Annotated in this window: 20 protein-coding genes; 15 read left to right on the forward strand and 5 right to left on the reverse strand. The window is 36.4% G+C overall.

The window, feature by feature from the left end:
* Genes KQI71_RS10535 through KQI71_RS10550 form a run of 4 tightly spaced genes read left to right on the forward strand, consistent with a single transcriptional unit; the run spans position 1 to position 2,702 of the window.
* Positions 1 to 690, forward strand: a complete 690-nt coding sequence (locus KQI71_RS10535; protein ID WP_216436044.1) for a response regulator transcription factor — start codon at positions 1 to 3, stop codon at positions 688 to 690.
* An 8-nt stretch (positions 691 to 698) separates the two neighbouring features.
* Positions 699 to 1,412, forward strand: coding sequence for an RluA family pseudouridine synthase (locus KQI71_RS10540; protein WP_216436046.1), 714 nt, complete (start codon positions 699 to 701; stop codon positions 1,410 to 1,412).
* Between the two features lie 9 nt (positions 1,413 to 1,421).
* Complete coding sequence (gene hisA / locus KQI71_RS10545; protein ID WP_216436048.1) at positions 1,422 to 2,198, forward strand: phosphoribosylformimino-5-aminoimidazole carboxamide ribotide isomerase; 777 nt, start codon at positions 1,422 to 1,424, stop codon at positions 2,196 to 2,198.
* A 27-nt stretch (positions 2,199 to 2,225) separates the two neighbouring features.
* Positions 2,226 to 2,702: a hypothetical protein gene (locus KQI71_RS10550; RefSeq protein ID WP_216436050.1), complete on the forward strand. Its 477-nt coding sequence runs from the start codon at positions 2,226 to 2,228 to the stop codon at positions 2,700 to 2,702.
* Between the two features lie 43 nt (positions 2,703 to 2,745).
* On the opposite strand, the gene KQI71_RS10555 is transcribed toward KQI71_RS10550, so the two are convergent.
* The 4 genes from KQI71_RS10555 to KQI71_RS10570 form a co-directional block, all read right to left on the reverse strand.
* Positions 2,746 to 3,210, reverse strand: coding sequence for a hypothetical protein (locus KQI71_RS10555; protein WP_216436052.1), 465 nt, complete (start codon positions 3,208 to 3,210; stop codon positions 2,746 to 2,748).
* 53 nt (positions 3,211 to 3,263) lie between these two features.
* The gene (locus tag KQI71_RS10560) at positions 3,264 to 4,001 is read right to left on the reverse strand and encodes a lysophospholipid acyltransferase family protein (RefSeq protein ID WP_216436054.1); all 738 of its coding nucleotides are present in this window, start codon (positions 3,999 to 4,001) and stop codon (positions 3,264 to 3,266) included.
* Positions 3,998 to 5,470 (reverse strand): nicotinate phosphoribosyltransferase, encoded by a 1,473-nt coding sequence (locus tag KQI71_RS10565; protein ID WP_216436056.1) that lies wholly within the window; start codon positions 5,468 to 5,470, stop codon positions 3,998 to 4,000. Before KQI71_RS10565 ends, KQI71_RS10560 begins: the two co-directional genes overlap by 4 nt.
* Before the next feature lie 81 nt (positions 5,471 to 5,551).
* On the reverse strand, positions 5,552 to 5,809 hold the full coding sequence (locus KQI71_RS10570; protein WP_216436058.1) for an HPr family phosphocarrier protein: 258 nt from the start codon (positions 5,807 to 5,809) through the stop codon (positions 5,552 to 5,554).
* Between the two features lie 71 nt (positions 5,810 to 5,880).
* Between KQI71_RS10570 and KQI71_RS10575 the strand changes: the two genes are divergently transcribed.
* The 3 genes from KQI71_RS10575 to KQI71_RS10585 all read left to right on the forward strand — a co-directional run bounded on the left by KQI71_RS10575 (position 5,881) and on the right by KQI71_RS10585 (position 7,949).
* Positions 5,881 to 6,816, forward strand: a complete 936-nt coding sequence (locus KQI71_RS10575; protein ID WP_216436059.1) for a SpoIID/LytB domain-containing protein — start codon at positions 5,881 to 5,883, stop codon at positions 6,814 to 6,816.
* Positions 6,817 to 6,856: 40 nt separating this feature from the next.
* Positions 6,857 to 7,552, forward strand: a complete 696-nt coding sequence (locus KQI71_RS10580) for a M23 family metallopeptidase (protein ID WP_253288044.1) — start codon at positions 6,857 to 6,859, stop codon at positions 7,550 to 7,552.
* Between the two features lie 133 nt (positions 7,553 to 7,685).
* Complete coding sequence (locus KQI71_RS10585) at positions 7,686 to 7,949, forward strand: GIY-YIG nuclease family protein (protein ID WP_216436061.1); 264 nt, start codon at positions 7,686 to 7,688, stop codon at positions 7,947 to 7,949.
* Positions 7,950 to 7,957: 8 nt separating this feature from the next.
* On the opposite strand, the gene trhA is transcribed toward KQI71_RS10585, so the two are convergent.
* Entirely contained in the window at positions 7,958 to 8,602 is a 645-nt protein-coding gene (gene trhA, locus KQI71_RS10590) for a PAQR family membrane homeostasis protein TrhA (RefSeq protein WP_216436062.1), read from the reverse strand.
* A gap of 155 nt (positions 8,603 to 8,757) precedes the next feature.
* On the opposite strand from trhA, the gene KQI71_RS10595 reads away from it, so the two are divergent.
* From KQI71_RS10595 to KQI71_RS10630, 8 genes are all read left to right on the forward strand, one after another.
* Complete coding sequence (locus tag KQI71_RS10595) at positions 8,758 to 9,447, forward strand: FadR/GntR family transcriptional regulator (RefSeq protein ID WP_216436064.1); 690 nt, start codon at positions 8,758 to 8,760, stop codon at positions 9,445 to 9,447.
* A 241-nt stretch (positions 9,448 to 9,688) separates the two neighbouring features.
* A complete protein-coding gene (locus KQI71_RS10600) occupies positions 9,689 to 10,477 on the forward strand; it encodes an electron transfer flavoprotein subunit beta/FixA family protein (protein ID WP_216436066.1) in 789 nt (262 codons plus the stop codon).
* Positions 10,478 to 10,491: 14 nt separating this feature from the next.
* On the forward strand, positions 10,492 to 11,685 hold the full coding sequence (locus KQI71_RS10605) for an electron transfer flavoprotein subunit alpha (RefSeq protein ID WP_216436068.1): 1,194 nt from the start codon (positions 10,492 to 10,494) through the stop codon (positions 11,683 to 11,685).
* Positions 11,686 to 11,689: 4 nt separating this feature from the next.
* Positions 11,690 to 13,093 (forward strand): FAD-binding oxidoreductase, encoded by a 1,404-nt coding sequence (locus tag KQI71_RS10610; protein WP_216436070.1) that lies wholly within the window; start codon positions 11,690 to 11,692, stop codon positions 13,091 to 13,093.
* A 195-nt stretch (positions 13,094 to 13,288) separates the two neighbouring features.
* Complete coding sequence (locus tag KQI71_RS10615) at positions 13,289 to 13,705, forward strand: Fur family transcriptional regulator (RefSeq protein ID WP_216436072.1); 417 nt, start codon at positions 13,289 to 13,291, stop codon at positions 13,703 to 13,705.
* A gap of 368 nt (positions 13,706 to 14,073) precedes the next feature.
* Complete coding sequence (locus tag KQI71_RS10620) at positions 14,074 to 15,627, forward strand: L-lactate permease (protein ID WP_216436073.1); 1,554 nt, start codon at positions 14,074 to 14,076, stop codon at positions 15,625 to 15,627.
* Positions 15,628 to 15,680: 53 nt separating this feature from the next.
* Complete coding sequence (larA, locus tag KQI71_RS10625; protein WP_216436074.1) at positions 15,681 to 16,967, forward strand: nickel-dependent lactate racemase; 1,287 nt, start codon at positions 15,681 to 15,683, stop codon at positions 16,965 to 16,967.
* A 25-nt stretch (positions 16,968 to 16,992) separates the two neighbouring features.
* Positions 16,993 to 18,420 carry an FAD-binding oxidoreductase gene (locus KQI71_RS10630; protein ID WP_216436075.1) on the forward strand — a complete coding sequence of 476 codons (1,428 nt, stop codon included), beginning with the start codon at positions 16,993 to 16,995 and terminating at the stop codon, positions 18,418 to 18,420.
* The last annotated feature ends 49 nt before the right edge of the window (positions 18,421 to 18,469 follow it).

Below are 18,469 nucleotides of genomic sequence, written 5' to 3' on the forward strand. Positions count from 1 at the left end.
ATGAGTAAAGTATTAATAGTAGAAGATGAACTTGCAATTGCAGAGCTTGAGAAGGATTATTTGGAATTAAGCTCTTTTGAGGTAGAAATAGAAACAGATGGTAAAAAAGGGATGGAAATGGCATTAAAGAATGACTATGATATGATTATTCTTGATATTATGTTGCCAGGAGCTGATGGATTTGAGATTTGTAAAAAAATTCGTGCGGTGAAAGAAATTCCAATTTTAATGGTGTCTGCAAGAAAAGAGGATATTGATAAAATTCGTGGACTTGGACTTGGAGCTGATGATTATATTACAAAACCATTTAGTCCAAGCGAATTGGTTGCGAGAGTAAAAGCACATTTAAATCGTTATCAGCGTTTAGTCAATAATCAGATGGATGTAAATGATATTATTGAGATTCGCGGATTAAAGATCGATAAAACAGCGAGAAGAGTTTATTTAAATGAAGAGGAGAAAACGTTCACGACAAAAGAATTTGATCTTTTGACATTCCTGGCCAGTCATCCCAATAGAGTATTTACGAAAGAAGAGTTATTTAATAAAATTTGGGACATGGAATCTCTTGGAGATATAGCGACTGTAACTGTTCATATTAAGAAAATACGTGAAAAAATTGAAGTGAATACAGCAAAACCACAGTACATTGAAACAATCTGGGGTGTTGGATACCGCTTTAAAATGTAGGAGATGTTATGAGAAAAAGAAAGAATATTAAAATTTTTCATAAAGATGCTGATTTGATTGTTTGTGAAAAGCCGATGGGAATGCCAGTGGCAAGTGATCGTACCGGAGATATGGATTTGATGCACCAATTAAAAAACCAAATTTTCTTTGAGGAAAATTTAAAAGAAGAGCCGGAACTTTATGTGGTACATCGTCTTGATCGTCCGGTCGGCGGGGTCATGGTTTTTGCAAGAACAAAAGAGGCGGCAGCAAGTTTAAGTGAACAGATCAAAGAACATACATTTGAGAAGGATTATCAGGCCGTATTGACCGGGTGGCTTCCAGATGATGAAGGAACATGGATCGATTTTCTATTAAAAGATGCGAAATCCAACAAGTCCAAAGTTGTGCCGGAAGGAACAAAAGAAGCGAAAAAAGCTATTCTTGATTATGAAGTCATTGATATGATGGAAACAGATCGTATGAAGCTTACATATTGTCTGATTCATTTAAAAACCGGAAGGCATCATCAAATTCGAGTGCAGACATCTTCCAGAGGATTTGGAATTTGGGGAGACACGAAATATAATCCTTTGTTTCAGAAAACAAAGAAAAAATATCAACAAATTGGGTTATATGCAACAAGAATTGCATTTACACACCCAGGAACTGGTGAAAGAGTGAGATTTAAGGCGGAACCGCAGGGAGAAGCCTTTGCATTGATGGAATTGACAGATTTTTAGGAGACAAAGATGAGATTTAGACCTTGTATTGATATACACAATGGAAAAATAAAACAGATTGTCGGTGGTTCATTAAGTGACCAAGGAAATCAAGCAGAAGAAAATTTTGTTTCTATGCAGGATGGAAGTTTTTATGGTACACTATACAGAAATCATCAATTGTCCGGAGGACATATTATTCTTCTGAATGCAAAAGATTCCCAATATTATGAAGCGGATAAAAATGAAGCTGTAAAAGCTTTGCATGCTTTTCCTAAAGGGCTGCAGATTGGCGGCGGAATTACAAATGAAAATGCCGCTTATTTTATGGAACAAGGTGCATCGCATGTAATTGTGACTTCTTTTGTATTTGCAGATGGAAAAATACGTTATGATCGGTTGAAACTTTTAGAAGATGCAGTTGGAAAAGAACATATTGTTTTGGATTTAAGTTGTAGAAAAAAAGATGGAAACTATTATGTTGTCACAGATCGGTGGCAAAAATTTACAAATCAGATTTTAACGGACCGTTTGCTTTCTGAGCTTGAAAATCACTGCGATGAATTTCTGATTCATGGAGTGGATGTTGAGGGAAAAGCGCAGGGAATTGATCAGGAACTAGTTGAAATACTTGCAAAGTATGAGGGAAATCCAGTAACTTATGCAGGTGGTGTTCGTAATTTTGATGATTTGAGGACATTAAAAATCCATGGAAAAGATAAGATTGATGTGACGATAGGAAGTGCACTTGATCTATTTGGAGGATCTATGAATTTTTCAGAGGTTTTAACTTACTGTGAACAGTAAGAAAATCAATGGAGGGAGAGAAGAACTATGAAACTATTGTATGAGGCCAGCAATTTTACAATACGTGCACATTGGGTTATCCCATTTGTAATTCTTGGGATCATTGGCCTTTTGCTTTTGTTTTTTGCAAAAAAGCCGTTTTTTAAATTGCTTTCAGCAGTATGTTTGGTCATTTGTGTGCTTGCAGCACTGCGTTTTATGTTTGGATATATGCAGATTATTCATACTTATAAAGAGGGAAAATATAAGACTGTGGAAGGATATGTCGAAAACTTTGTTCCTGCATCGGTTGGCGGAGAAGACCAGGAAGATATGGAAGAAGAAAGTTTTGATATCAAAGGGGTACATTTTTCCTATGGTGATAAGTTTATTAAGAAGTTTGGATATCATCTTCCATCTACACAGGGAGGATATATCAAAAAAGATGGTCAATATTTAAGAATTGGCTATATTACGACACAAAAAGGACATGTGATTGTAAAAATTGAAGAGAAGAAGAAATAAAAAAAGGCTCTCAAATATAACGATTTGAGAGCCTTTTTTGAACTTATTTGTTATTTCTCATATACTGGGAAGCTTTTTTTCCAAGTTTTGCACGAAGCCCTTTTTTCTCTGGTTCTGGCGGTGCTACATTTCGGAAGTTTTTGATTGCTGTAATGTAAATACCACTTACAACTGCTTTAATTTCTGTCTTTACAGGGACATCATCAAAAATTGCTTCATCACATAATAAAGGTGTGATTTTTGGACCGATTTTTACTTTGACAACCGGAACTTTTGCCATCTTGGCACGTTTTGGAACATTATCCATTACCATTTTTGGAAATCCGGCATCTGTCATTTTCATTCTTTTTTTATCTATAACCAGCATGGAAACGGTCTGTGCCATTTCATCTAATTGTGCTCTCTGTGCTTCCTGTTTTTTCTGCATCTTGTTACCGACAATATAAAGGACACCTAATACTGCGGCAATGATGACTGCGATGATTAATAGAATCACCCAAACGTTCATATTCTTTTCCTCCTGTTTCTTTGTGGCTATATCTTTTGTATTATAGCACTTTTTTACACCATTGTCTTATGTTTTTTTCGCATTTCGATAATTTCTTCACGAATGGTTTCACCCAGATGTTTTTGCTGCGCACGCTCCATCTGGTCTGGATAGATTGGATCTCCAAAAGAAATATGCACAGTTGTTGGTTTTGCGGTAAATTTTTTGTTGTTTTCCAAAATATCAGCAGTCCCGGAAATTGCCATTGGGATGAGTGGTACATGGGCTTTGAGTGCAGGGCGTAAGCTTCCTTCTTTAAATGTATGAGGATCTTCATCCTGGCTTCTTGTACCTTCCGGAAAGATGACCATCGAAAAGCCATCTTTTAAATATTGTGTTCCTTGATTCATTGTTTTCAATCCTTCTTTAATATTTTTTCGATCAAGGAAAAGGCAATTGATAAATTCCATCCAGTGTCTTAAGAGAGGAATTTTTTCCATTTCTTTTTTTGCAAAAAATCCGGCGCCAGTTGGAGTTGCACAGAAACCACATAAAATATCATAATAACTACTATGGTTTCCAACGTATAAAACAGCGGTGTCTTTTGGAATTTTTTCTTCTCCTTCAACAATGATTTTCACACCTGCGAATCTAAGGCAGGTCTGAAAAGCTTTCATAACCATGTGCTGTGCCATAGCAGAACGTCGATGAGATTGGCCAGTTTTATTCCAGTGGTTGAACAAAGGATAAAGCGGGGTTGTAAAAATAAGGAATAAGAATAAATAAAGTATATCAGCAAAAAAACGTATCATTTATTTCTCCCTTCTGTTGTCTTATGCTTTTGATCTAATAGTTGATTTTTTAATTGATATAAAGGTTCTGATAAATCGACATAAACATTTTGTGGATTTAAAAGACGTCGGCTTTCATCCCATAAGGTATTTAGTTCTTCCTGGCAGTAAGAGCGTGTTTCCATAACGGATGGAAGTTCATAAACACACTGTCCCTTTACAAAGATAGGGATCAAAAGTTCACGAAGCTCATAGGAACCTCCAGTAATTGTAGATTTTTTCCATGTAGCCAGTGGGTCAAAAATTGTGAGATCACAAGCAGGATCATAGGTTTCTGTTGTAAGACAGATCAGATCCCCACGAATTTTTCCAGTTGCCTTATCATAAATCCTGTAAATGGTTTTATCTCCGGGATTTGTAATCTTTGCTGGATTTTCAGAAATTTTAATTTTTGGTGTAAATTCTGTTTCTCCATTTTTTTTGGATGCAGCAAGTTTGTATACACCTCCGAAGGCTGGACAGTCAGAAGATGTAATTAGTTTTGTGCCGACACCCCAAGACGTGATTGGGGCTCCTTGATGGCGAAGACTTGCAATCAAATTTTCATCGAGGTCACCGGAAGCGGAAATAATAGCATCCTGGAAACCAGCTTCATCCAGCATTTTACGAGCTTTTTTTGTCAGATAAGCAAGATCACCGCTATCAAGGCGAATGCCATAAGTTTTTGGCTTTTGTCCTGCGTCATGAAGTTCCTGAAATACACGGATAGCATTTGGTACACCGGAGCGCAGGGTATCATATGTGTCAACGAGCAAAAGACAAGTATCTGGATAGAAATTAGCATATGTTCGAAATGCTGTATATTCATCTTCAAAGCTCATAATCCAGCTATGTGCATGGGTTCCAAGAACCGGAATATCAAACATTTTTCCGGCAAGGACATTGGATGTTCCATCACATCCTCCGATCACAGCTGCACGAGCTCCATAAGTACCAGCATCTGGTCCTTGTGCACGTCTTAAGCCAAATTCCATAACACCACTTCCGCCAGCGGCATAAACAACGCGCGATGCTTTTGTGGCAATCAGACTTTGATGATTGATAATATTTAAGATTGCGGTTTCAATTAATTGAGCTTCCATCATTGGTGCTTTTACTTTTACAAGTGGTTCCATAGGAAATACAATACTTCCTTCTGGAATTGCATAAATATCTCCAGTAAAATGATATCCGGCAAGATATTCTAGAAAATCTTCATCAAAGATGTGAAGACTTCTTAAGTAGTCGATATCTTCATAGGAAAAAGACAGATTTTTAATATAATCGATCATCTGAGCTAGTCCGCATGTAATGGCATAGCTGGAGCCAGACGGATTTTCCCGATAGAAAACATCGAAAATAACAGTTTCGTTGTTTTGGCATTTAAAATAGCCCTGCATCATGGTCAATTCATACAGATCAGTAAGCAGGGTAAGTTCATGTATATCCATAAAAAACTCCTCTTCATTTATTATTTGGGACATTCCCACCTATTATAGCATAGGAAACATAGGTGCGTAAACGAAAGCATATTATACTTCTTCTTTTAAAATGTTTTCAATCGCAACAGCGGTCTGTTCTTCATCTTCTCCGGAAATCCGAAAGGTAATGGTGTCATTGCAAGCAATATTTGCACTCATAAGAGAGATTGGATTGGATGCATTGTAGTTTTGTCCGTTAAATTCGAGAATGACTTCGGATTGAAAGTTACGAATAGCAGAAGAAAGGTGGGCACATGGTCTTGCATGGAGTCCGTTTGCTGCAGTAACTGTAAAAGAACAAATTTTCATAAAGAAATTCTCCTTTCATATTTTTCTTCATTGTAACATAAAATAGTAAGACGGACAAAAGGAGGATGAAGATGAAATACAAAATGTCATATTTGTTATTTTTACTTATTTTGCTTGCAGCAATTCCTTATGTGATCACAGTTTCTATGACTAAAAATAAAAAAGACAAAGAGATTGATTTTTCTTCTTATAAGAGTGGGTATTATATCATTTTACAGGGAAAAAAATTAGATTTGGAAACTTATTTATTGACGATATTGCCGGGACAAATTTCGATGGATGATAAGGAAGAAGCATTGAAAGCGCAGGCAGTGATATTAAGAACGGATATTGTAAGAAGGATGGGGAAATTAAGAACGATGGATGCAAAGAGTATTCCCTATCAGAGTCAGACAGATACACAGTTAAAAAAAATTCTTGGAGAAAAACAATATGATAGAACAGATCAACTGAGAAAAAAGGTTGTTAGTGAAACAATAAAAAAGGTAATTGTTTATAAAGGAAATTATATTGAACCTTATTTTCATGGAGTTAGTGTTGGTACAACATTGGACGGGAAAGAATGGTTTGGAAAGGAAATTTCATATTTAAAAGCAAAAGATAGTGTAAAAGATGTAGAATCTCCAGATTATGTAACAATAAAAGAAGAAACATATGGAAATGTATGGGAAAATTTAAAGTTTCATCATCTAAAAGTAAAAACAGTGGAAGATGTAAAGAAAAATTTAAGAATTGTACGGGCAACAGAAAATGGTTATGTAAAAGAAATTCAGGTTGGTAACGGAATTGTCTCAGGAAATGATTTTGCAAGGTGGTTTTCTCTTGTATCCAATAATTTTTATTTGGAATCATATGGAGGAAAGCTTCGAATCATTTGTCTTGGAAAAGGAAATGGTCTTGGTTTGAGTCAGTATGGGGCAGAAAAAATGGCGGAAAATGGAAGTACATATAAAAATATATTGAAATATTATTATAGCAATATTCAAATTGTAAATTTAAATGAATAAACAGGCATAAAAAGGTAAGACTAACATTGAGGTGATGAAAATGAAAAAAAACAGCAGGGATAACCCGTTTCCATTGCGAAAATATTACGGGATCATGATCGTTGGTTTTGTTTTGTTTCTTGGAATTATGGCATATTACAGCGTAAAATTTAAGGAAAAAAGGGAAATTGCAAAGCAGGAAGTAAAGCTAAATGAATCTGTCAGCGCAGGAAACAGTGCAACACAGGGCAAAACAAAGAAGACAACACAGGCAACGACACAGTCTTCTACGGCAGCGGAGCAGGAACAAGAAAGCAGGCAGACTATACAGCAGACCATAAGCTATGATGGAAAAACAAAACTTATGTGGCCACTTACCGGAAATATTCTTATGCCTTACAGTGCGAATGCAACAATTTATTTTGAATCTCTTGATCAGTATCGAACCAATCATGGAATTTTAATCGAAGCAAAAGAAAATGCACTTGTGAAAGCAGTTAAACGCGCAGAAGTAGAAGAAATAAGAAAAACACCGGAGTATGGAAAGACAGTTCTTATGGATCTTGGCAATGGTTATAGTGCGTTGTATGGCCAAGTAAAAGATCTGGCAGTTAAGGAAGGCGATATTGTAGAAAAAGGGCAAGTGATTGGAAAGGTAGCAGCTCCGACTGATTATTATACATTAGAAGGTACAAATCTTTATTTTCAGATGGAAAAAGATAAAAAAAGTATTGACCCTTCAAAATATTTGAAATAAGATTGGAACCAAAGCAAAAAGAAAATCGTATATTATAAAAAACAGAAGAAAATAACAGCTGTTACCGGCTGATGTAGAAGAAAAAGGCCGCCGCATCATCGGCGGTTTTTTCTTCGAAGATGGGAGAAAGAAAGTGAAAAACTATACTTACATATTAAAATGTAAAGATGAAAGCCTTTATACTGGTTGGACGAATGATATTGAGCATAGAATAAAAATGCATAATGCCGGAAAGGGAGCCAAATATACAAGAGGAAGAGGACCAGTAGAACTTGTTTATTTGGAAATTTTTGATTCCAAAAAAGAAGCTATGAGTCAGGAGGCACGGATTAAGAAATTGTCAAGAAAAGAAAAACTCCTGCTAATAGAATCTTATCAGCAGGAGTTAGAAAAGTAGCATCATAATTAAATTTGGAACATTAAAATCATATGGCAGAGGCTTCCACCCATGACAAATAAATGGAAAATTTCATGAAGTCCAAAATTTTTCCAATGGTGTTCAAACCATGGAATTTTTAATGCATAAATGATGCCGCCAACAGTATAAATGATACCGCCGGCAAGAAGCCATCCAAAAGATGCGTGGGACAGACTGTGAATAATTGGTGCAATAGCAACGATGCAAAGCCATCCCATGGCAATGTACATAACGGATGAAATCCATTTTGGACAAGTTACCCAGAACATTTTGAAAACAATTCCGAGAATAGCAATGGTCCAGATAATCGCTAGTAAACCATAACCAATTGTCCCGCCAAGAACGATCATACAGATTGGTGTGTAGGAACCGGCGATTAATACAAAGATCATAGCATGATCTAATTTTTTTAGTTGTTTGTTAATTCTTGGAGAGATATTAAATGAGTGATAAGCTGTGCTTGCTCCGTAAAGACCGATCATACTTAATGTAAAGATAATCAGTGAAATGATTCTCGTATAATCACCTGATAAAATACTCTTTATAATTAGTGGAATCGATACAATAGCGGCAAGGATCATGCCGATAAAATGTGTAATGGCACTTCCGGGATCTTTTAATTTATTATGCATAAAACTACCTCCAGTCAATTTGGTTTTAAATAAAGTACTATGTAGTTTTTGATACTACATTTAATCTTCTTATATACTACACCTCTTTTTTTCAAAATGCAAGGGTTTTCAAGGATATATTTTTTTGTTATAATAATTAAACGAGGAAAGAAAACATGGAGAAAACAAAAAAAGCTTATGAAATTGTGATGGATCATATCAAAAATCAGATTCTTGACCAGGAACTGATGATTGGTCAGACACTTCCTCCGGAGAGAGAATTGTCGGAGCAACTTGGAGTCAGCAGGAACTCTGTTCGTGAGGCACTGAAAATTTTAAGTGTCGTTGGGGTTATTTCCAGTAAACAGGGGGCTGGAAATTATGTATCTTGTGATTTTCAGGGGTATCTTGTGGATACTCTTTCTATGATGTTTATGCTCGATCAGCTTGATTATGATCAAATTAATCAGATTCGTCTTGGACTTGAAATGCAGGCGTATGCGCTTGCTGTTAAGTATGCAGGAAATGATGAGATTCTTCAGATGCAGGAGTATGTAAGACGGCTGGATCAGAGTACAGATGATGATGAAAAAACAATGTTAGATAAGAAAATCCATTTTGCAATTGCAAAAGCATCTAGAAATATATTAATTTTAAATATATTGAATGCCTTGTCAGAAGTAATGGATATTTTTATTTCAGATATGCGTCGAGAAATCCTTCAAACGGAAAAACGAAAAGGAATGCTTCAGGAAGCTCATAAACAAATGGTAGAGTGTTTATTAAAAAGAGATGTTGTCAATGGACAGAAAGCAATGGCGGATCATTTTGATATGATTGATAAAATTATTCACAAAGAATTGTAAAGATATGCAGAGGAATCTGCATATTTTTTATGTGTTTTTTACAAAAAACAAGAAAAATCGGAAAATCACTGGACATAATTGCATAATATGCCTATAATAGAGTTATCAATTGGTAGTACCAATTTAAAAAAGTAAGGATGAGGTGAGGCATCCAAATTTTTTTACCTGAAAAATTGGTACTACCAATCGGACAAGCGGAAAGCTTTAGATGAAGAAGGTCTAAGAAAGAGGAGGAACAATTATGGACATTTTAGTGTGTATCAAACAGGTACCGTCTTCCAACAAAGTGGAAGTTGATCCGGTAACTGGCGTACTGTTAAGAAACGGAGCCGATTCCAAAATGAATCCATATGATTTGTATGCATTGGAAACTGCATTACAGATTCGAGAAGAAGTAGGTGGAACGATCAGTGTGATCAGTATGGGACCACCTCAGGCAAAAGCAGTTATTAGAGAAGCATTTGCAATGGGCGCAGACCGTGGAGCATTGCTTTCAGACCGTAGATTTGGTGGTGCCGATGTATTGGCAACCAGTTATACAATTGCACAAGGAATCAAAAAAATGGGAGATTTTGATTTGATTCTTTGTGGAAAACAGACAACAGATGGTGATACAGCTCAGGTAGGATCAGAAGTTTCAGAATGGCTGACAATTCCTAGTGTATCAAATGTAAAGAAAATTACAAAAGTAGATAAAGATGGCATTACAATTGAGATGGATCTCCCAGGAGAACTTGAAGTTGCAAAAGTTGCTTACCCATGTCTTTTGTCTGTAGATAAAGATATTTTCCAGCCAAGACTTCCATCCTATGTAAAGAAAATGGATACAAAGGATCGTGAAATTGAAGTTTACTCCCTGGATGATATGGAAGATAAAGATGAAACACATTATGGATTAAACGGTTCACCTACACAGGTAAAACGTATTTTCCCTCCGGAAAGCAACGATCATCACGAAGTATGGGATGACAATGGAGATGTAGTAGCAGATAAATTATTCCATATGATTGAAGAAATGAAATTTATCTAAAGGGGGAAAAAGAAATGCCAAAATTAGTAATTCATCAGGAAAAAGTAGAAGATCCACAGGTATTGGTTGATATTTGCCCATTTGGTGCAATGGAAGAAAAGGACGGAAAACTTTCCATTAATGCAGCTTGTAAAATGTGCAAACTTTGTGTGAAAAAAGGACCAGCCGGTGCAGTAGAATATGTAGAAGATGAGAAAAAAGAAGAAATCGATAAGAGTCAGTGGAACGGAATTGCTGTTTATGTTGACCATGTAGATGGAGACATTCATCCAGTAACCTATGAATTGATCGGTAAAGCAAAAGAGCTTGCAGCAAAGATTAATCATCCGGTTTATGCAATCTTTATGGGTAAAGATATCAAAGAAAAAGCTCAGGAACTGCTCCATTATGGTGTTGATAAAGTATTTGTTTATGATTATCCAGAACTTGCAAGATTTAAAATTGAATCTTATACAGCTGTTTTTGAAGACTTTATTAAAAAACAACAGCCATGTGCAATTCTTACTGGAGCAACAACGGTAGGAAGACAGTTAGCCCCACGTGTTGCAGCAAGAATGAAGACAGGATTAACTGCTGACTGTACAATCCTTGAAATGGATGAAAATACAGATCTTTCACAGATTCGTCCTGCATTTGGTGGAAATATCATGGCTCATATCCTAACACCAAATAATAGACCACAGATGGCAACTGTTCGTTATAAAGTCATGAATGCACCAGAACGTACAGAAGATGCTCACGGTGAAATCGTAACATGTGCAATTGATGAAGCAAAATTAAAAGCTCATGTTGATGTATTAGATATTGTAAAGAAAGAACCAGAACAGTTTATTGAATCTGCAGATGTCCTCGTTGTAGCAGGTCGTGGTGTTAAGAAAGAAGAAGATCTTGCCATGATCCGTGAATTGGCAGATCTGTTAGATGGTCAGGTAGCATGTACAAGACCACTTGCAGAAGCAGGATGGGTAGAAGCTAAATGTCAGGTAGGACTGAGCGGAAGAACTGTACGTCCAAAACTGATTATCACATGTGGTGTTTCAGGAGCTATTCAGTTTGTTGCCGGAATGGATCATTCCGACTGTATCGTAGCAATCAATTCCGATGAGAAAGCGTCAATCTTTAAAACAGCACATTATTGTCTGGTAGGAGATATCTATGATATTATACCAAAGCTGATTGAAAAGATTAAAGCAGCGAAAGGGGCATAAGGATATGAGTTATAAGAAATTTGATAAAGCTGACCTGGCAGCCATTGAAAAAATCATAAATGATCCAGAAAGAATTTTATATGATGGAAATATTAATGAAGAATATAGCCACGATGAATTAAGTGGAACAAATAGTTATCCAGATGTTGTTGTAAAGGCAACATCAGCACAGGAAATTTCAGAAATCATGAAATATGCCTATGAAAATAATATTCCGGTAACTCCAAGAGGTGCTGGAACAGGACTGGTAGGATCCTCTGTAGCCATGGAACATGGTATTATGATCGATTCTAGTCTGATGAATCATATTCTTGAATTAGATGAAGAAAATTTGACCATTACAGTAGAACCTGGTGTTCTGCTGATGGAACTTGCAGCTTATGTAGAAGATCATGACTTTTTCTATCCACCAGATCCAGGTGAAAAATCTGCAACAATTGGTGGAAATATTAGTACAAATGCCGGTGGAATGCGTGCTGTAAAATATGGTGTTACCAGAGATTATGTACGTGGACTGGAAGTTGTGCTGCCAAACGGAAAAATTGTAGAATTTGGTGGAAAAGTTGTAAAAAATAGTTCAGGATATTCCTTAAAGGATCTGATGATTGGTTCTGAAGGAACTCTTGGATTTATTACAAAAGCTGTCTTAAAATTGCTCCCTCTGCCGAAAAAGGCAATAAGCTTACTGATACCATTTCCTACTCTTAAGCAGGCAATAGACACTGTACCTCTCATCATTAAATCAAAAGCAATTCCAACTGCCATTGAATTTATGCAGAGGGAGGTTATTATTGACGCAGAAAAATATCTTGGAAAGAAATTCCCAGATTCTCAGTCTGACGCATATCTTTTGTTAAAATTTGATGGAAACTCAACAGAAGAAATTGAAGCAGCTTATGATAAAGTAGCACAGTTATGTCTGGAACAGGGCGCTTTAGATGTTCTGATTTCTGACACAGAAGAACGTGAAGAATCTATCTGGAAAGCCAGAGGAGCCTTCCTTGAAGCCATTAAAGGATCTACGACTTACATGGATGAAGTTGATATGGTTGTACCACGTAATAAAGTCAATGAGATGGTGGAATATCTCCATAATCTTCATACAGAAGTGGATATCCGTATCAAGAGTTTTGGACATGCGGGTGATGGAAATCTGCATTCCTACATTTTACGTGATGACCTGACACAAGAAGAGTTTGAAAAACGTATGGGCATTGCGATGGAAAAAATCTATGAAAAAGCAAAAGAACTTGGTGGACAGGTATCTGGTGAACATGGAATTGGATATGCAAAGAAACCATATTTGAAAGAATCACTGGACCCTGCAAATATCGAGTTAATGAATGGAATCAAAAAAGCATTTGATCCAAAGAATATTTTGAATCCTCACAAAGTATTCCAAGCATAGTTTACTCCTTTTACCTCCAGTAGAGTCGGAGTCTCTCACTGGAACTAAAAATAACTTATATAGCACACGAAGACAGATACCAGCAGGCTGGGATCTGTCTTTTGTGTGCTTAAAATTAAATCTAGAACTTGACAAAGTCACACATATCTTTTAAAATAAAAACAGTAATAATTATTGTTATGAAAGGAGTTTCCTATGCAGCCAACTTTAAAAAAAAGTAAACAAAGAGATGCGATTGTTGCATTTCTCATGACTCGCAAGGACCATCCGACTGCAGATACAATTTATATGAATATAAAGAAAGAATTTCCTAATATCAGCCTTGGAACTGTTTATAGAAATCTGGCACTTTTGTCAGAGCGGGGAGAAATTCTAAAACTAACATATGATCAGGGAGCTGATCGATATGATGCAACTGTAGACCCGCATTATCATTTTATCTGTCGGGAATGTGGCGAGGTGATAGACCTTGAGATGGATTCTTTAGATGAGGAAGTAACGGCCATGGCAAATGTCAAATTTAAAGGTAAAGTCGAACAAAGTGTCATTTATTTTAAAGGTATTTGTGAAAAATGCCTAAAGAAAAAATTAGACAAAAAAACTTTGAAATAAAATGTGCGGATATAAAGGTGTGTAATAGAGAGAAAATTCTCTTTATTACACACTTTTTTAGGTTTTGTCAAAATTTTGTCAAATATGATGAAAGATTAAAAAAAGAAAGAAGACAAAGCAGCAGAAAATGGCTGGAAACGGGCTTTATTTGAATTAAAAAATAAAAAAAGAAAGGTATTATATGTGAAATATGCACAAAAAAGTAAGAAATATAACAGGACAAATAGATGACTTTGTGAAAAAAAGGACTTGACTTTTTACCTAATTGGTCCTACCATATAAGTATCAACAAATTGGTAGAACCAATTCGCGTATACGCAAGAATTCGGTAACAATTCAATTTTGAACAGAAAGGAGAATTACTCAATATGTTCATTCAATTTATTTTAGCAATGCTTCCAATTATCTGGCTGATTATTGCGTTAAGCGGATTAAAAATGGCGGGACATATCGCATGTCCAATTGCACTGGTGATTACAGTCATTGAAGCACTGTTTTTATGGAAACAAAAACTCATTGACGTATTAACCGGAGGAGTCGAAGGATTTGCCATGGCAATCTGGCCAATCTGTCTGGTAATCGTAGCAGCAGTATTTACTTACAACCTGGTAGTACATACAAAAAATATGGAATTGATTAAGAAGATGTTAACTTCTGTATCCAAAGACAAAAGAATCCTTGTACTGATCATTGCATGGGGATTTGGAGGATTTATGGAAGGTATGGCAGGTTTTGGAACAGCCGTAGCAATTCCAGCGGGAATTTTATGTGGTCTTGGATTTGAACCAATTTTCGCTGCAACTGTTTGTTTGGTAGCAAATACCACACCAGTAGCTTTTGGTTCCATTGGTATTCCAACAGTGACAGCTGCAAATGTAACAGGGTTAAGTCCTCATTTGACAGCATCTTATGTAGTATTACAGTTGGCAATTATGGTAATTGTAGCACCATTCCTTGTAGTGTTTATCACAGGAAAACATGAAGGTGCCAAAGGAATCGGAGATTACAAGGAAATCTTATTTATCACATTAATGTCTGGTATTTCTTTTGTAGTTCCTCAGTATCTGACAGCGAGATTTATCGGAGCTGAGCTTCCGGCAGTTATCGGTTCTGTATGTTGTATGGCAGTAACGATTATCTTAGCAAAAGTAATTTTAAAAGGGAAACCAAGCAAATTTGATATTGAGTTAGAGGATGATGGCGAAGCACTGACATTAAAAGATGCAATCGTTGCATGGAGCCCATTTATTCTGGTTCTTGTGTTCTTACTGGTTACATCAAGTTTGGTACCTGCAATTAATGGTCCATTATCTTCCATCAAGTCAAGCGTTCCGATTTATACAGGAAAAGGAGCTTCGCCATATACCTTTACATGGATTGGAACTCCAGGAGTATTGATTCTGATTGCAGCATTTATTGGAGGATTAATTCAGAAATGTCCAATAGGAGAAATTTTTAAAGTTCTTTGGGATACAATCGTTCAAATGTTTAAGACGATTATTACGATCATGGCAGTGCTTGCGACTGCAAAGATCATGGGTTACAGCGGAATGACGCAGTCTATTGCAAACTTCATTGTAGGTGTAACAGGAAGCCTTTATCCATTAGTAGCTCCACTGATTGGATCAATTGGAACATTCGTAACAGGAAGTTCAACATCCAGTAGTGTATTGTTCTCAAAACTTCAGTCAAGTACAGGAGCAGAACTTGGTATCAATCAGGCATGGTTGGTAGCAGCCAATACAGTAGGAAGTACTGCAGGTAAGATTATTTCACCACAGAGTATTGCAATTGCAACAGCAGCAACTGCCACGGTTGGTAAAGAAAGTGAAATTTTAACAAAAGTAATCAAATATTTCGTATTATTTGTAGTAGTTTATGGACTTGTTTGTTATTTTGGCGAAGGAATAATTATAGGTTAAATAATAAATAAAATAAAAAATTAAGAACGAATAATGGAAAGAAAGGAGAAAAAATGGCAGAAGTAAAACTTCCTTTTGGTAAGGAAAAAATTAGTGTTACAATTCCAGATGAAAGATTCAATGGAACTTTGGTTTCACAGGCAAGCTCTTATAAAGCAGAAAAAGGTCAGGAAGAATTAGTAAAAGAGGCACTTGCCAATCCAATCAATTCCAAACCATTAAGGGAATTAGTTAAGGGTAAAAAAAATATTGTTATGATTGCAAGTGATCATACAAGACCAGTGCCAAGTAAAGTTATTCTCCCATCAGTTATGGAAGAAATTAAAGCCGGAAATCCAGATGCAGAGTTAACAATCTTGATTGCAACAGGATTTCACAGACCTACAACAAGAGAAGAGCTGATTTATAAGTTTGGAGAAGAATATGTAGATAGAGACGATATTCATTTCGTTGTTCATTTAAGTCACAATGATGAAGATATGGTTGAAATCGGAACTCTTCCTTCTGGAGGAAAACTTTTGATTAATAAAGTTGCTTATGAAGCAGATTTGTTGATTTCTGAGGGATTTATTGAACCTCATTTCTTTGCAGGATTTTCTGGAGGACGTAAGAGTATTCTTCCAGGTGTTTCCAGTGCAGTTACAGTTATGGCAAATCACTGTTCTGAATTTATTGACAGTGAATATGCAAGAACTGGTATTCTTGATGGAAACCCAATTCATAAAGATATGGTTTATGCAGCTGAAACAGCAAAATTGGCATTTATTGTGAATGTTGTTTTAGATGAAAATAAAAAAGTTATCAAGGCTTATGCGGGACATTTTAATGATGCCCACAGGGAAGGATGCAAATTTGTTGACAAACTTTCCGGAGTTGATGCAAAGCCTGCAAATATAGTAATTTCCACCAACGGAGGATATCCGCTGGATCAGAATATCTATCAGTCAGTAAAGGGAATGACAGCAGCAGAAGCTACATGTAATGAAGGTGGAGTTATCATTATGGTAACAAGCTGCGTTGACGGACATGGCGGACAATCACTTTATGATACCTTTGCTAGCGGAGAAGATAAGGAAGTTATCATGAAACGGTTCCTGGATACTCCAAGGGATGAAACAATTCCAGATCAGTGGGAAGCACAGATTTTGTGCAGAATCCTTCTGAAATATAAAGTTATCCTGGTAACACAGGCACCAAAACAAATGGTAGAGGATATGCAGATGGAATATGCAGATAGCGTTGAAGATGCAATCGCAAAAGCAGATGCATACCTTGGTAAGAAAGATAGTCCGATTACGGTAATCCCAGATGGCGTTTCTGTAATTGTCCGTGCGAAATAGCGATTAATTTTAAGGAGGAAGATAGATGAGTGAGTATCAGTACAACAAAGTGACACCAGAGATGATTGAGAAATTCAAAGAAATCGCTCCGAAACGTGTCTATGTGGGAGATGAAATCAATGATGATTTTACCCATGACGAGATGGCAATTTATGGAAAGGCTAAACCAGAAGTTGTTGTAGAAGCAACATCGACAGAAGAAGTTGCAGCAGTTGTAAAACTTTGTAATGAAAACAAAGTTCCTGTAACACCAAGTGGTGCAAGAACCGGTCTTGTTGGAGGAGCGGTCAGCATCGGAGGCGGTGTTATGATTTCTCTGACAAAGATGAACAAGATTCTTGGATATGACAAAGAAAACTTTGTTGTAAAAATCCAGTCTGGTGTTCTCTTAAATGATCTTGCACAGGATGCAGAAAAACAGGGACTTTTGTATCCGCCAGATCCAGGTGAAAAATTTGCAACTGTTGGTGGAAACGTATCTACCAATGCTGGTGGAATGAGAGCTGTAAAATATGGATGTACAAGAGATTATGTACGTGCCATGACAGTTGTTCTTCCAACAGGTGAAATTGTGAAATTAGGTGCTACTGTATCTAAGACAAGTTCAGGATACAGCCTGTTAAACTTAATGATTGGTTCTGAAGGAACACTTGGTATTATTACAGAATTAACATTAAAAGTTATTCCTGCACCAAAATCAGTAATTAGTTTGATCATTCCTTATGAAAATTTGGAAGATTGTATTGCAACAGTACCTAAGTTCTTTATGAATCATCTGGCTCCACAGGCTCTTGAATTTATGGAGAAAGAACTTGTTGTAGATACAGAAAAATTCCTCGGAAAAGAGGTATATCCAAAACAGTTAGAAGGAACAGATATTGGTGCTTATCTATTAGCAACATTCGATGGTAATTCAGAAGAACAGTTGGAAGATATTATCGAACAAGCTTCTGAAGTTGTATTAGAAGCAGGAGCTATCGATGTATTAGTTGCAGATACACCAGCATTAAAGAAAGATGCATGGGCAGTTCGTGGAGCATTGCTTGAAGCAATCGAAGCAAATACTGTACTTTTAGATGAATGTGATGTTGTTGTACCAACAAATAAAATTGCAGAATTCTTAACATATACAAAATCTCTGGAAGCAGATGCCGACTTCAAAGTTAAGAGTTTCGGACATGCTGGAGATGGTAACTTACATATTTATACATGTAGCAATGATATGGAAGAAGCTGAATTTAAGAAACAGGTTGCAGTATTCATGGATAAGGTATATGCAAAAGCAACAGAATTCGGTGGAATGATTTCTGGTGAACATGGAATCGGACATGGAAAGATGGATTATCTTGCACAGTCTCTTGGACCAGTTCAGATGCGTGTTATGGAAGGAATCAAAGAAGTCTTCGATCCAAATATGATCTTAAATCCAGGAAAGATCTGTTACAAATTATAATTGAATTTATTGATAAAATGAAGGACGGCGGAATTTTCCGCCTGGCCTT

This window comes from Anaerostipes sp. MSJ-23 (assembly GCF_018918155.1).
GTDB lineage: Bacteria > Bacillota > Clostridia > Lachnospirales > Lachnospiraceae > Anaerostipes.